14 protein-coding genes are annotated in these 14,483 nt (G+C 67.3%); 11 read left to right on the top strand and 3 right to left on the bottom strand.

Going from position 1 to position 14,483, the window contains the following annotated elements; all coding sequences use genetic code 11:
- Nucleotides 1–44 precede the first annotated feature (44 nt).
- The 3 genes from ACSVDO_RS18325 to ACSVDO_RS18315 are packed head-to-tail and all read right to left on the bottom strand — an operon-like array spanning nt 45 to nt 2,886.
- Entirely contained in the window at nt 45–788 is a 744-nt protein-coding gene (locus tag ACSVDO_RS18325; RefSeq protein WP_332539594.1) for an RNA pseudouridine synthase, read from the bottom strand.
- Nucleotides 775–2,448, bottom strand: a complete 1,674-nt coding sequence (locus ACSVDO_RS18320) for an MBL fold metallo-hydrolase (protein WP_489593867.1) — start codon at nt 2,446–2,448, stop codon at nt 775–777. Before ACSVDO_RS18320 ends, ACSVDO_RS18325 begins: the two co-directional genes overlap by 14 nt.
- A 48-nt stretch (nt 2,449–2,496) precedes the next feature.
- Nucleotides 2,497–2,886 (bottom strand): DoxX family protein, encoded by a 390-nt coding sequence (locus ACSVDO_RS18315; RefSeq protein ID WP_489593865.1) that lies wholly within the window; start codon nt 2,884–2,886, stop codon nt 2,497–2,499.
- A 337-nt stretch (nt 2,887–3,223) separates the two neighbouring features.
- Here ACSVDO_RS18315 and ACSVDO_RS18310 point away from each other — a divergent pair, with 337 nt between their 5' ends.
- The 11 genes from ACSVDO_RS18310 to hslV all read left to right on the top strand — a co-directional run bounded on the left by ACSVDO_RS18310 (nt 3,224) and on the right by hslV (nt 14,440).
- A complete protein-coding gene (locus tag ACSVDO_RS18310; RefSeq protein ID WP_489593863.1) occupies nt 3,224–3,811 on the top strand; it encodes a BPSL1445 family SYLF domain-containing lipoprotein in 588 nt (195 codons plus the stop codon).
- 135 nt (nt 3,812–3,946) lie between these two features.
- Nucleotides 3,947–4,813 carry a diaminopimelate epimerase gene (gene dapF, locus ACSVDO_RS18305; protein ID WP_489593861.1) on the top strand — a complete coding sequence of 289 codons (867 nt, stop codon included), beginning with the start codon at nt 3,947–3,949 and terminating at the stop codon, nt 4,811–4,813.
- A complete protein-coding gene (locus tag ACSVDO_RS18300) occupies nt 4,810–5,535 on the top strand; it encodes a DUF484 family protein (RefSeq protein WP_332539598.1) in 726 nt (241 codons plus the stop codon). The genes dapF and ACSVDO_RS18300 overlap by 4 nt, the downstream gene beginning before the upstream one ends.
- A gap of 2 nt (nt 5,536–5,537) precedes the next feature.
- Nucleotides 5,538–6,590 (top strand): tyrosine recombinase XerC, encoded by a 1,053-nt coding sequence (locus ACSVDO_RS18295; RefSeq protein ID WP_489593859.1) that lies wholly within the window; start codon nt 5,538–5,540, stop codon nt 6,588–6,590.
- Nucleotides 6,591–6,633: 43 nt separating this feature from the next.
- Nucleotides 6,634–7,671 carry a LacI family DNA-binding transcriptional regulator gene (locus ACSVDO_RS18290; RefSeq protein ID WP_489593858.1) on the top strand — a complete coding sequence of 346 codons (1,038 nt, stop codon included), beginning with the start codon at nt 6,634–6,636 and terminating at the stop codon, nt 7,669–7,671.
- A gap of 77 nt (nt 7,672–7,748) precedes the next feature.
- A complete protein-coding gene (locus ACSVDO_RS18285; RefSeq protein WP_489593855.1) occupies nt 7,749–8,729 on the top strand; it encodes a Bug family tripartite tricarboxylate transporter substrate binding protein in 981 nt (326 codons plus the stop codon).
- A 5-nt stretch (nt 8,730–8,734) separates the two neighbouring features.
- Nucleotides 8,735–9,769, top strand: coding sequence for an alpha/beta fold hydrolase (locus ACSVDO_RS18280; protein WP_489593854.1), 1,035 nt, complete (start codon nt 8,735–8,737; stop codon nt 9,767–9,769).
- A gap of 195 nt (nt 9,770–9,964) precedes the next feature.
- The gene (locus ACSVDO_RS18275) at nt 9,965–11,083 is read left to right on the top strand and encodes a CobW family GTP-binding protein (RefSeq protein WP_489593852.1); all 1,119 of its coding nucleotides are present in this window, start codon (nt 9,965–9,967) and stop codon (nt 11,081–11,083) included.
- 376 nt (nt 11,084–11,459) lie between these two features.
- Nucleotides 11,460–12,089, top strand: a complete 630-nt coding sequence (gene dksA / locus ACSVDO_RS18270) for an RNA polymerase-binding protein DksA (RefSeq protein ID WP_442881534.1) — start codon at nt 11,460–11,462, stop codon at nt 12,087–12,089.
- Nucleotides 12,090–12,138: 49 nt separating this feature from the next.
- Nucleotides 12,139–13,836: an STAS domain-containing protein gene (locus ACSVDO_RS18265; RefSeq protein ID WP_489593850.1), complete on the top strand. Its 1,698-nt coding sequence runs from the start codon at nt 12,139–12,141 to the stop codon at nt 13,834–13,836.
- Nucleotides 13,837–13,894: 58 nt separating this feature from the next.
- Complete coding sequence (gene hslV, locus ACSVDO_RS18260) at nt 13,895–14,440, top strand: ATP-dependent protease subunit HslV (protein ID WP_332549571.1); 546 nt, start codon at nt 13,895–13,897, stop codon at nt 14,438–14,440.
- Nucleotides 14,441–14,483 lie beyond the last annotated feature (43 nt).

Below are 14,483 nucleotides of genomic sequence, written 5' to 3'. Positions count from 1 at the left end.
GTTCATCCTTCGACTGGCTCAGGACGAACGGTTCTTCGAGAGGCTCAGAACTTTTCCCAAGGCAGCAGATAGCGCCACTGGCCTTCGGGCAGCTTGGCCATCGAGACCCGGCCCACGCGCAGGCGGCGCATGCTGACCACCTGCAGGCCCACCTGGGCGCACATGTCGTCGATCTTGTCGGGCCAGAAGCCCTTGATCGCAAAGCGCAGATGGGTTTCGTTCTGCCAGCTGACCTTGGCCGGCGGCAGCGGCTGGCGGTCGGCGATCAGGCCGTGGCACAGGCGCTGCAGTCCGCCTTCGTCGATCTGGCCCTTGACCCCGACCACGACTTCCTGCTCGAGCGCATAGGCGTCTTCCTGCAGCTTGCGCGCGATGCGCGGGTCCTGGGTGTAGATCACCAGGCCGCTGCCCGGCACCGGAATCGGCAGGAAGGCGAGTTGGTCGTCGAAGTGGCGGGCGAGCACGCGCACCGGCGCGGGCGCGTCGTATTCGGCGAGGTTCTTCTCGGTCAGCAGGCTGCGCGCGCTGGGCACGCGGCCGTAGGCTTCGCCCTGGGTATAGCCCGCGGGCTTGTGCAGCAGCAGCGTGACGGGTGGAATGGCTTCGGCCTTGGCGCCGGGCGCGAGCCGGATCTGCTGGTCGGGGCCGATATGGGTGCCGGGAACCAGCACGACCTGGCCGTCGACCTGCACATGGCCGGCTTCGATATACAGCTCGGCTTCGCGGCGCGAGCAGCTTTGTTGTTCCGCGAGTCGCTTGGACAGGCGGACGGATTCAGTTTGAGACATGTCGCAAGCCTAAGGCACGAATGCGTTCCACATGGGCCAAAAGGGATCTTTCTGCAATCGGCCACAGCGCCGGGGGGGCATCGTCATAGGCCAGGCGCACCCAGTCCTGGGGCGTGCCGTCAGGCGCGGCCTGCATGGCGCGCAGCACCTTGGCTTCGCGCGCGAGCCTGTGGGACTGCAGCCTGGCGATCACGCCGCGCGCATCGCCCAGCACATAGCCATGCGCGGGCAGGATGAATTCCACGCCCTGCAGCGCGCACAGCGTGTCCAGCCGCGCCAGCGAATCGAGGTAGTCGGCCATGTTGCCGTCGGGCGGATCGATCACCGTGGTGCTGCCGTTGAGGATGTGATCGCCGCTGAACAGCAGCGCGTCTTCCTCGAGCAGGAAACAGACATGGTTGGCCGCGTGGCCGGGCGTGAAGACCGCCCGCAGCGTATGGCTGACCGGGCCTTGCGCGCCCGTGCCGCTGAGCACCAGGCGTTCGCCGTCGCTCAGCGCCTGATCGGGCGTGAAGTGGCTTGCCGGGCGCGCGGTCGGCGCAGAAGGCAGTCCGCGAATCGCTGCGGCCGGGCGGCCGGCATCGGCCAGCAGCGCCTGCAGCAGCGCGGCGCCGGGCGAATGGTCGGCGTGGGAGTGGGTGCAGACGATATGCCGGATGTCGCCGCCCGCGGCGTCGAACAGCCGGCGCACATGGGCCGGGTCGCTGGGACCGGGGTCGATGGCAATGAATCCGGTCGCCGTCTCACCGACCAGATAGCTGTTGGTGCCGGGCCCGGTCATCACGCCCGCATTGGGCGCGGTGAGGCGCAGCACGTTGCGCCGCAGCGCCACGGCCTGCGTGGTCTGCCAGTCGAGCGGGTGGAAGACCTGGCCGTCGGGGCTGACCAGCGCGAGTTCGCCATAGGCCGCCTCGTGTTCCATGTGGCGCCGCTCCTGCCCGCCTATCAGTCCGGTGCGCGGGCAGCAAGCCCAGAGCACCTGCTCGTGCGCGAGCGCGGCAAACACCGCGTCGGTCGAGCCGAAATCGGCCAGCTTCTCCAGCGTCTTGATGGTCGGGAAAATGATGGGGAACGCGCCTTCTGCGAAGCGCTGCAGCGCTGCCGCGGGCGTGATCCACTGCGGCTCGAACTGCTCGCTTTCGTCGGCCACGGGCGTCTGGCCTTCGGGCATGCGCGCGACGAGAAACTGCGTGGCGAAGCGCTTGGGCTGGGTGCGGTCGGCGGTCCAGTGCGCAAGTGCATGCAGCTCGTCGGCGGCCAGCGTCAATCCGCGCGCCATGCATTGCGCGACAAACGGCGCGGCGCGGTCGAACGTCGCGATGTCGTCGGCGGCGGCCATGCGCCCGTCGGCATGGCGCGCGAGCAGCACGCCCAGCTCCTCGAAGCTTTCGCGGATCGCGGCGATCGCCTGGGTCAGATGGGCATCGCTTTGCCCGGCGCGGCGCGCGGCCGCGGCATGCGACTGCGCGTCGAGCGCGTCGATGCCGCCGCCGGGAAACACATAGGCGCCGGGCAGAAAGCTGGCCGTGGGCGAGCGCCGCGTCATCAGCACTTCAAAGCCCGCGCCGTCGCTGCGGTCGCGCAGCAGCAGCACGGTGGCCGCGGGCCGGGGATCTGCAGGGGGGCGCTGGTCGCGCAAAAGCTGGCTGGGACGGGTCATGGGCGTGGGAGTCGGGGAAAGGGGCAGGGCAAGGCGCGAAAGGTGCGCCTATTTGCCCTTGGAGTAGCCAAGCGCCACCACCAGGGCCGTGACAAGGAAGAACGCCTGCAGTTCGAGGGCCCAGCCGCCCGAATTGCCGATCGACAGGAACTGTCCGGTATGCGCCAGCAGCAGCGCCACGATCATGTTGCCGACGACGATCAGCGCCGCGGGCACGACCCACAGGCCGATGAGCAGCAGCAGCGGCGCCACGACTTCGCCCACGTAGACACCATAGGCCAGCCACGAAGGCAGGCCATGGCCGGTCACCATTTTTTCAATGCCGCCAATGCCGTGCGTGATCTTTGCCCAGCCGTGGAACAGCAGCAGCACAGCCAGCGTGATGCGCAGCAACACCATGGCGGCGCGGGGATGGTGCAGGTGGGACCAGAAATTCATGGGTTTTCTCGAAAGAAAAATGAAGAGCGGCAAATGGGGAATTGCCGGACAAATGCAATCTTCGCAGTTGTGCCACAAGAAGGCCGTGGCGACTGTTGCATGCGCGCCAATCGCGAACTGCACAAACCCTGGGTGGTGTCTGAAGGTCATGCGCGCGTGCCAGCGGAGGATTATTTGCGCTGTGCGTGTAGGCCGGGAGGCTGAGCTGCACGCGCGATGATACAAATGGCGTGAACACCTCTAGGATGACTTCAGGCCGGTGCAAAACTGGCCATCACAACCGCTTGCGACACATTGCGTTGTCCGCAGGCACCGTTTTCACCAGGAGGAAATTTCCATGATGTCCCAGTCCGTTCGCTCTTTGTTGATTGCTGCAACCGTCGCCGCAGGCGGCTTGGCCATGGTCGGCTGCACCACCACCAGCCCCTCCGACGTTCAGGCTTCGCCGCGCGCCACCACCGGCTCGCTGGACGCCCAGGTCGATGCAACCCTGTCGCGCCTCTATGCCACGGTCTCCGGCTCGCGTGAGCTGGTTGCCCGTTCCAAGGCCGTGCTGGTGTTCCCCACCGTGGTCGGCGGCAGCTTCGTGGTCGGTGCCGAACATGGCCGCGGCGCGCTGCGTTCGGGCAGCCGCACGCTGGGCTACTACAGCACCACGGCAGCCTCCATCGGCTGGCAGGCCGGCGGCCAGTCCAAGGCCGTGGTCTACATCTTCAACACCCAGGAAGCGCTTGACAAGTTCGTCAACGGCAACGGCTGGTCGGCAGGCGTAGACGCCACCGTGGCCGTGGGCCGCGTCGGCGCCAATGGCGTGATCGACACCAACACCGCCCAGGCACCGGTGTCGAGCTTCGTGATGACCAATGCCGGCCTCGAAGCCGGGGTGTCGCTGCAAGGCGCACGCATTCACAAGATCAATATGTAAGAACCGCCGGCTGATCGTTCGATCGCCAAGGCCTGCTCGTCCCGCAAGGGACGGGCAGGCCTTTCTTGCATGGGCCCAGCCCCTGGTCGACCCCTGTCATCGCGCTGGCGCGCGACTGGCGGATAATCGGCGACCATGCAAATCCGCTTCACCAAGATGCAGGGCGCGGGCAACGACTTTGTCGTGCTCGATGAAACGCAGGGCCCGCAAGGCCTGACGCCCGCCCAGTACCGTTTTCTGGCCGACCGCCACTTCGGTGTCGGCGCCGACCAGATCCTCAGCGTGCGGCCCGCTCCGGCCGAAGGCATTGATTTCGAGTACGTGATCCACAACGCCGATGGCGGCGAAGTGGAGCAGTGCGGCAATGGCGCGCGCTGCTTTGCGCGCTATGTGCACGACCGCGGCCTGACCGACAAGACAGTGATTCGCGTCCAGACCCTGTCGGGCGTGATTGCCCCCGAGCTCACGGCCGATGGCGGCGTGCGCGTCGACATGGGCCGGCCCGAACTGCGGCCCGAACGCGTGCCTTTCGATGCCACCGGCCTCGAGCCGCGCGCTGCGGGCCAGGCCCTGACCTGGCCGCTGGCGCTGGACGGCGATGGACCCTGGGTCACCGTGGTCTCCATGGGCAATCCGCATGCCGTGCTGTGGGTCGACAATGTCGATACCGCTGCCGTTGCGACCCTGGGCCCGCAGATCGAGCAGCACCCGCGTTTTCCCCAGCGCGTCAACGCCGGTTTCCTGCAGCGCGTGAGCCGCAGCGAAGTGCGGCTGCGCGTGTATGAACGCGGCGCCGGCGAAACCCTGGCCTGCGGCACCGGCGCCTGCGCGGCCGTCGTCGCCGGCATACGCCAGGGCCAGCTCGACACGCAGGTGCAGGTGCATACGCGCGGCGGCCTGCTGAGCATTGCATGGGCGGGGGGTGAGGACGACAGCGTCTTCATGACCGGCCCCGCGACTTTTGTTTTTGACGGACAGATCGAACTTCCCGAAGCACCATGAACGACAGCACCAGCATCGACCACGCCTTGTCCACCAGCGAAGACAGCATCGCCTCCTACCTGACCCAGGTTCCCGATTTCTTCGAACGCCATGCCGAAGTGCTGACGGGCGTGCGCCTGACCAGCGTCCATGGCCACCGCGCGGTGAGCCTGCAGGAGCGCCAGGCCGAGATGCTGCGCGACAAGATCAAGGGCCTGGAGCAGCGCATCATGGAGATGATGCGCAACAGCAGCGAGAACGCGACCATTGCGCAGAAGATCCACCGCTGGAGCTGCGATCTCGCCGCCGTGGTCGAGACGCGCGATCTGCCGCATGCGATCACCGAAGGCCTGCGCCAGGTGTTTGACGTGCCCGAGGCCGCGATCCGCGTCTGGGATGTGGCGGCGCCGTTTTCGGGCGCGCTGTTCACCATGGGCGTGAGCAGCGATGTGAAGGCGTTTGCCTCGTCGCTGACGCTGCCGTTCTGCGGCCCCAATCTGGGCTTCGAGCCCGTGGGCTGGCTCACGCGCGTCGACTCCGTGCAGTCGCTGGCCTTGCTGCCGCTGCGCGCCGGCCCGCTGAGTTCGCCTTCGCCGGCGTTCGGAATGCTGGTGCTGGGCTCGCCCGATCCGCTGCGCTTCGACGCGACCATGGGCACCGAGTTCCTGATGCGCATTGCCGAACAGGCCAGCGCCGCGCTGGCGCGCATGCGTCCGGTCACGCGTACGCTGACTTCGGTCTGACCATGGGCCGCGCGGCGCAGCAGGCCGCCGAGCCGGCGCCGCCGCTGCCGGCGGTGGTGCTCGCCTATCTGGAGCATGTGCGTGTCGAAAAGCGCCTGGCCGCGCGCACGCTGACGCTCTACACGCTCGATCTGCAAAAACTGCTGGGGTTCGCGCTGGCGGCCCAGGTCGAGTTGCTGGCGCTGCAGGTGCCGCATATCCGCCGTTTCGCGGCGCAGATGCACAGCGGCGGACGCAGCCCGCGCGGCATCGCACTGATTCTTTCGGGCTGGCGCGGCTTCTTCGTCTGGGCCGCGCGCCAGGGGCTGGTGCCCATGAATCCCGTCGACGGCGTGCGCGCCCCGCGCGCGCCCAAGCCGCTGCCCAAGGCCTTGGGCGTGGAAGATGCGCTGCAGCTGGTAAATCATGTAAATGCCGGCGCCGGCGCCGGGCCGCCCCAAGCCGGCGCGCGGCCCCCTCGGGGGGCAGCGACCCGCGAAGCGGCGGAGCGTGGGGGCCATTTCGACCCCTGGCTTGAAGCGCGCGATGCGGCCATCGCCGAGCTGCTCTACAGCAGCGGGCTGCGCGTCGCGGAACTCGTGGGCCTCGATGTCGCGCCCGGCCCGGACACCGAACGGCTGGCGCGCGGCTGGATAGACTTCGCCGCCGGCGAGGCGCATGTTCTCGGCAAGGGCAGCAAGCGGCGCGTCGTTCCCGTGGGCGGGGCGGCGCTGCGCGCGCTGCAGGCCTGGCTGGCGCTGCGTGCCCAGCCCTTCGCCGCGCCCGAGCCCGCGCTGTTCATAGGCCGGCGCGGCGCACGGCTCACGACCCAGTCGGTCTGGGTGCGGCTGCGCGAACGCGCGCGCCAGGCGGGACTGACGACCTCGGTGCATCCGCATGTGCTGCGCCACTCGTTTGCCAGCCACCTGCTGCAGTCCAGCGGCGATCTGCGCGCGGTGCAGGAGCTGCTGGGCCATGCCAGCATCGCGACCACGCAGATCTACACCCGGCTTGACTTCCAGCACCTGGCCCAGGCCTATGAAAATGCCCATCCGCGCGCGCGCCGCAAGCGCTGAGCGCGCGCCGCGGCGGCAGCGCCCGGCGTACTAGAATTCGGCCATGGTTACCGACGACTCCAGTTCTTCCTTGCGATCGCGGCGCCGAAAGACCGGGCAGGTAACCATCAGGGATGTCGCGCAGCTGGCCGGCGTCGCGCCCATGACGGTCTCGCGCGCGATCAGCAACCCCGCTCTGGTGTCCGAGGCGGTGCGCGAGCGCGTGCAGCAGGCGGTGCAGGCCAGCGGCTATGTGCCCAATCTCATTGCCGGAGCGCTGTCTTCGGGCAACAGCCGGCTGGTGGCAGCGCTCGTGCCGGCCATCTCGACCCTGACCCTGCATCCGCTGCTGCAGGCGCTAGAGGACACGCTGGATGCCCATGGCTACCAGATGCTGCTGGGCCAGACCGGCTACAACAACGAGCGCCTGGATTCGGTGCTCGAGACCTTTCTCGGCCGCCGGCCGGCGGCTTTCGTGCTGACCGGCCTGCTGACCGGAGAGGAACGCCGGCAAAGGCTGCGCGCCAGCGGCGTGCCGGTGGTGGAAACCTGGGACTTTTCGCCCGACCCGGTGGACATGCTGGTGGGCTTCTCCCACGAGGAGATGGCGCGCGCCGCGGCACATTACTTTCACCAGCGCGGGCGCCGGCGCATTGCGCTGCTGGGAGCCGATGACATGCGTTCGCTGCAGCGGCGCCACGGCTTTGTGGCCGCCGCCAAGGAACTGGGCCTGGCGCCGCCCCAGCTGCACATGGTCAAGGCGCCGGCCACCTTGCGCAGCGGGCGCGAGGGGCTGGCACGGTTCCTGGACGCCGACGGCGGCGTGGACAGCGTCTTTTGCAGCTCGGACATGCTGGCCATGGGCGTGCTGATCGAAGCGCAGCAGCGCCGGCTCAGCGTGCCGCGCGATCTGGCGATATTGGGCGTGGGCGATCTGCCGTTTGCCGCCGACCTCGAGCCCGCGCTTTCCTCCATTCGCCTGCACGGCGGCGCCATAGGGCAGCGTGCCGCCGAGTGCATCCTGGCGCGCATCGAAGGCCAGCCGCGCGCGGCTGTGGCCGAGAACACCGGCTTTTCCATCATCACCCGGGGCACGACCTGAGTCGGTGCAAACCCCTAAGAGATTTTTGTCGCGCGCCGTTATGGTACCGGTACCATCGCGTTTAAAAGGAGACAAAAATGCCGCTTCAAGATCGCCGCGCCTTCATGTCCGCCCTGGCCGCCGGCCTGGGCACCCTGCCTGCACTGGGCCTTGGCCAGCCGGCCGCCTGGCCGTCCAGGCCCGTGAAGCTCATCGTGCCGGCGGCCGCCGGCGGTGCCTCGGATCGCCTGGGCCGCATGCTGGCGCCGGATTTCCTCAAGGCGCTGGGCCAGCCGCTGGTGGTCGAGAACCGCGCCGGCGCGGGCAGCACGCTGGGCACGGCATCGGTGGCGGGCGCGCCCGCCGACGGCTATACGCTGCTGCTCAGCGGCGTTTTCAACTCCATCGGGGCCGGCCTGTACAAGCTCAAATATGATTTCCTCAAGGATTTCGTGCAGGTCGCGCCCTTGGCCTTCGGGCCCAACGTGCTGGTCGCACGGCCCGAATTTCCCGCCGAGAATCTTGCGCAGCTGGTGGCCCGCGCCAAGGCGCAGCCCGGGTCCATCAATTTCGCCAGCGGCGGCGTCGGCACCTCCGGCCATCTGCTGATGGAGATGTTCCAGCATTCCGCCAATGTCCGCTTCACGCACGTGGCGTACAAGGGCGGCGCGCCCGCGCTGCAGGACGTGCTGGCGGGCGTGACGCCGCTGATGCCCATCAATCAGGACGCGGCGCTGCCGTACATCAAGGCCGGCAAGCTCAAGGCCCTGGCGGTGTCGAGCGCGCAAAGAAATCCGGCCTACCCGAACGTCCCCACTTTCGTCGAGTCGGGCTACGCCGACGTGGTGGCAATTTCCTGGGGCGGGGTCGCGGCGCCCAAGGGAACGCCGGCGCACGTGGTGGAAAAGCTGCGTGCCGTGGTCCAGGCGGCGCTGCAGCGCCCAGAAATTCGCGCCTCGCTGGAGGCCGACGGCTGGGTGGTTGCCAATATGGCGCCGGCGGAATTCGATGCCTTTGTGCGCAACGACACGGCAAAGATGCTGCGCATCATCCGCGACTCCAACATCAGCGCGGAATGAAGCGCATGAACCATTCTTCCCGTGAACCCGACGCGCGCCTGTCCATCGGGCCTTATGCATTGCACAGCGGCGTGGAGCTTCCCGAAGTCACGGTGGCCTACGCGACCTATGGCCGCCTGGCGCCGGACGGGCGCAACGCCATCCTGGCCACCCACGGCTATACCGCCAGCCATCAGATGCTCGCGCATGGCACGGGCGTGGCCGAAGGCTCCTGGGCGCCGTTGATCGGGCCGGGCAAGCCGCTGGACACCGATCGCTTCTTCGTCGTCTGCTCGAACATCCTCGGGTCGAGCTACGGCACCACCGGGCCGGCCAGCATCGACCCGCGCAGCGGCAGGCCGTACGGCTACGATTTTCCCGACATCAGCTTTGCCGACATCGTGGGCGTGCAGCGCCGGCTGCTCGAGCGCCTGGGCGTGCGCCACCTGCGCGCCGTCGTCGGCCCGTCGTATGGCGGTTTCCAGGCGCTGCAATGGGCCGTGGACCACGCCGACATGGTCGACGCCATCGGCGTCATTGCCTCGGGGCCGTTCTTTGCGCGCAATGCGTACACCGACCTCGACGTGCTCGAGGCGCAACTGGGCGCCGACCCCGCCTGGCGCGCCGGCGCCTACCCGCAGCCAGGGCAGATGCATGCCACGCTGCATGCGCTGCGCACCCAGACCCTGATGACCTACGGAATGGACGCCGTGCTGCAGGACCAGGGGCTGGATGCGGCGGCGCGCGCGCAGCGCATCGATGCCATGGCCGACGGCTGGGCGCGCGAGTTCGATCCGGGTGCGCTGGTGGTGCTGCTCAAGGCCGGGCTGGCTTTCGATGTGCGCGCCCGCCTGGCGCAGATCCGCGCCGATGTGCTGCATGTCATTGCCAGCACGGACACGCTGTTTCCGCCCAGCGCCAGCCACACTTCCGACCTCGCGGGGGTGGCGGGGGCGCTGCGCTATGTGGAGATGCAGACGCCGTACGGCCACACCGCCACCGGGCCCGCCCATGCGCTGTGGAGCGATGCGCTGCGCCAGCTGATAGACCCGGGGCGCTAGCACCCGCTCACCGCGCTGCAGGAGAAGATGGGACGTCGGCATCGCGCACGGGCTTGCGCCAGGCGGGCCGGGGCAGCCCTTGAAACCGCCGCTAAACTCCCCACATTCCCTGTTTCAGGCAGGGCCTGCGGTCCGTTGGGACGCGCAGGCGCCTGTGTCCGGCGCGCGTTGAGCATTTACTTTCTAGGCGATTCCATGTCTCTCATTCCTGTCACCATCCTCACGGGCTTTCTCGGCTCGGGCAAGACCACGTTGCTCAAGCGCGTGCTGAGCGAAGCCCATGGCCAGAAGATCGCCGTGATCGAAAACGAGTTCGGTGAAGAAAACATCGATTCCGACATCCTCAAGACGGAGTCCAAGGAACAGATCGTGCAGATGAGCAACGGCTGCATCTGCTGCACCATCCGTGAGGATCTGCGCGAGACGCTGCAGCTGCTGGCCGCCAAGCGCCGCAAGGGCATGGTCGAGTTCGACCGCATCATCATCGAGACCACGGGTGTTGCCGACCCCGGCCCCGTGGCCCAGACCTTCTTCATGGACGACGAAGTCGCCGAGTCCTACCTGATCGACTCCATCATCACGCTGGTCGACGCCAAGCATGCGGGCCAGCAGCTCGACACACGCCAGGAAGCGCGCCGCCAGGTGGGCTTTGCCGACCAGATCTTCCTGTCCAAGACCGATCTGGTCAGCGACGACGAGCAGCAGGCGCTGATCCACCGCCTCAAGCACATGAATCCGCGCGCTCCCATCCAGGCCGTGCATTTCGGCGCCGTGCCGCTGAGCCAGGTGCTGGACCTGCGCGGCTTCAACCTCAACGCCAAGCTCGACATCGACCCCGACTTCCTCAAGGAAGACGAAGGCCATGCCCACGATCACGCGCATGACCACGCGGATCACGGCGACTGCGACCACGACCACGGCCATTGCGCGCACGACGACCACGGCCATGACGCCCACGCGGGCCATGACCACGCGCCCGGCGAAGCCTGCAATCACGTGCACCACCACCACCACGATGACGACGTGAAGAGCTTCGTCTACCGTGCCGACCGTGCGTTCGATCCGGCGAAGCTCGAGGATTTCCTGGGCGCCATCGTCAATATCTACGGCCCCAAGATGCTGCGCTACAAGGGCGTGCTGAACATGCAGGGTACGGAACGCAAGGTGATTTTCCAGGGCGTGCACCAGCTGATGGGCAGCGATCTGGGCCCGGCCTGGGACGCTGCCGAAAAGCGCCAGAGCAAGATGGTTTTCATCGGCATCGACCTGCCGCAGGACATCCTGCGCTCGGGCCTGGACCAGTGTCTGGTCTGACACTCGTCTGGTTGTTTTCGCTCAAGCTGGCAGATTTATTTTGTAGGAAAATGCCTTTTTTTGACGGGATTTGAGGGCAAAAGCCGGCGTTCTGTGGATTACCCGTATGTGGGTTATATGCAACGGTTCGTTGGCTTTCGCTTGTGGTCGATACAATCGCGCCCCTAAAGAGAACCCGGATGGCGAGTCCCCCCTGGGACTTGTTCCCCTGCCAGGGGCTGGGCGTACCGAGAGGAGACTGGAAGTGAATGCTGAAACCCGCAAAGTGAACGCAGTTGCCAAACCCGCTGCCGCCAAAAAAGCTGCAGCGAAAGTATCTGCCAAGACCGCTACCCAGGTCGCGAACGTGCCCGAGCCCCAAGCCACGGCCCCTTCTGTGCCTCCTTCGACCGTTGCTGCCGGCGGCCTCGCTCGCAGCACCCGTCCATCCGCTCGGTTGACCCAATTGACCGTACCCTCCATGGCCGCGGCCGCAGCCTTCGATGCCGCCAAAGCCAGCTACATCAACACCATGCCCACAACCATGCAAGCGCCTTCATTGATTGCTGCAAAGAAAGATCCTCAATTGGCAAACAACTGGAAGACCAAATCTGCGGAAGAGCTGACCGACGCTGAAGTCCTGGCCATGCCCGAAGAAGAGTACATGAACGACAAGCAGATGGCGTTTTTCCGCCACAAGCTCGTGTTGCTCAAGCAGGACATGCACAACAACGCCGGTGAGACAGCCGAAAACCTGCGCGAAGACACCGTTGTCGTTCCCGATCCCGCCGACCGCGCGACCATCGAGGAAGAGCATGCGCTCGAACTGCGCACGCGTGACCGCGAACGCAAGCTGCTCAAGAAGATCGAACAGTCGATCACCCGCATCGACGCTGGCGATTACGGCTACTGCGACGAGACCGGCGAGCCCATCGGTGTCGGCCGCCTGCTGGCCCGTCCCACGGCCACGCTGTCGCTCGAAGCCCAGCAGCGCCGCGAGCTCAAGCAGAAGATGTTCGGGGACTGAGGGACATTCGTTTCCACGCCCCAGGCCACTTGCGCTACGCTGACCCTCTATGAGTACGGATGACGGCAAGCCCGGTGGCCTTTTTTCCAAGGTGGCTCGCTTTGTGCGCCACCCCACGCTGCATTGGTCGGAGCTGGGCGCGCAGGCGGATGCGCCGTCGGAGCAGGCCGACAAGCAGTTGCTGCGGCAGACGCTGGAACGCAAGCGCCGCAATGATTTCGTGCGCCAGCGTGAATTCGAGCAACTGCGCAAACTGCGCCAGCAAGAGGCGCAGTCCGCCAGCGGTGTCGAAGTCCTGAGCGAAAGCGCAGGCCCGTCGACCAGCCTGCAAGGCAACATCGCCTCGCCCGACACGCGAGCAGTCATGCTGCAGAAGATCGATGCCATCGAAGAGCAGATGTCCCAGCAATGGTGGCGCAACAAGCAGCCGGCCGATGCGTCGACGCTGCCCATGTATCTTCTTTCATCCTTTCCCCAGGCCGATTCGGTGCATGTCCCCGCGACAGCCGATGTGCCGTACGGCGCTGCGCTCGACGCAGGCGCCGCGCAGCCCGGTTTCGCGCTGACCGCGCCGCTGGACTGGCATGCGCACGCGCCCGTGCCGCCCGCCGCTGCGGCCGGCGAATCCGAACGCCCGGCGCTGACGACGAATTTTCCCGCGACCGAACCCCTTGACCCGCCTGCATGGAACCGCGCCGCGCCGCCGGACGCCCTCCCCAGGCCGGTCTTCGTGCATGACCCCGAGTTCGAAGCCGCGGCGATTGCGTTTGCGAACGGGGACGCCATGGGGGCCGAAGCCGCGCTGCTGGCCTTGCTCGCGCAGCGTGCGGCCCAGCCCGCGCTGCAGCAGCCCGTGTGGCAGGCCTTGTTCGACTTGTACCGCGCCGCGGGCATGGCCGAGCGCTTTGAAGAGCGGGCCATCGATTTCGCCGCGCGTTTCGGGCGTTCCGCGCCGCTGTGGTTTGCGCTGTCCGCGCGTTGCAGCTGGGTGCAGCCCGGCGCTGTGGCGGCCGGCACGGGCGCGCGTGCATGGCGCTGGGCCGCGCCGGCGCAGCTCACGCGCCAGTCGGTCGCCGCGCTGCAGCGCGCCAAGGCCGCGGCCGCCGCGCCCTGGACCCTGGTGTGGGCCGCGCTGGAGCGCATCGATGCCGACGCATTGGTGCCGTTGGAGCGTCTGGTCGAAGAGTGGGCGCAGACGCCGGGCCAGATCATTTTTCTCGATGCCCAGGTGCTGGAGCGGCGACTGCAGGCATTGACCGTGTGCGGCGAGCGCGCAGCGTCCGAGGACGGCTGGCGGCTGCGCATGGCGATGCTGCGGCTCATGGAGCAGCACGACGGGTTCGAGCAGGTTGCGCTCGACTACTGCGTGACCTACGAAGTTTCGCCGCCGTCATGGACGCAGCCGCGCAGCACCTACCTCGACGCGCTCGAGCAAGTCCCTGCGGCCCCCGAGCCGTTGGCGGAGGTCCCGGTCGGCGGCGGTCTGGTCGGTTGCATTGAAAGCGATGCCACGCCCTGGCTCGCGGCGCTGGAGAGCCAGGCGCTGCCCGGTCGCCCGCTGGTCGTCGACTGCTCCGAGCTGATACGCCTGGATTTCGCGGCCGCGGGGTCGGTGCTCAACTGGTCGGCGCAAATGCAGGCCCAGGGAATCGAGCTGCATTTTGAACGCGTGCACCATCTGGTGGCGGTGTTCTTCGGCATGATCGGCGTCAGCGACCACGCCCAGCTGCATACGCGCGACGATTGAGTGCCGCGACGCGCGGCCGGGCTTGCAATCCGCGCATCCACCCCCAACTGGCAACGCTATGGAACAGTATCACGGCACCACCATCATCAGCGTCCGTCGCCAGACGGCGGACGGCATTCAGGTCGCCATTGGCGGCGACGGCCAGGTCACCCTGGGCAACATCGTGGTCAAGGGCACGGCGCGCAAGGTGCGCCGCCTCTATCACGGCACCGTGCTCGCGGGTTTTGCGGGCGCCACGGCCGATGCCTTCACGCTGTTCGAGCGCTTCGAGGCCAAGCTCGAGAAGCACCAGGGCAATCTGACGCGCGCGGCCATCGAGCTCACCAAGGACTGGCGCACCGACCGCGTGCTGCGCCGCCTCGAAGCCATGCTGGCCGTGGCCGACAAGAGCGCCTCGCTGATCATCACCGGCAATGGCGACGTGCTCGAGCCCGAGCAGGGCATCGTGGCCATCGGGTCTGGCGGCGCCTATGCGCATTCGGCCGCCAAGGCGCTGCTGACCAATACCGACCTGGGCGCGGCGGAGATCGTCAAGAAGTCGCTAGAGATCGCGGGCGAGCTGTGCATCTACACGAACATGCACCACACGATTGAAACCCTTTGATCTGCTTGCCTGCCGCGCTGGCAATGAAGCGCCGCAGGCCGAT

This window comes from Comamonas sp. DB36 (assembly GCF_057914905.1).
This window is presented reverse-complemented; position numbering and strand designations above follow the sequence as displayed.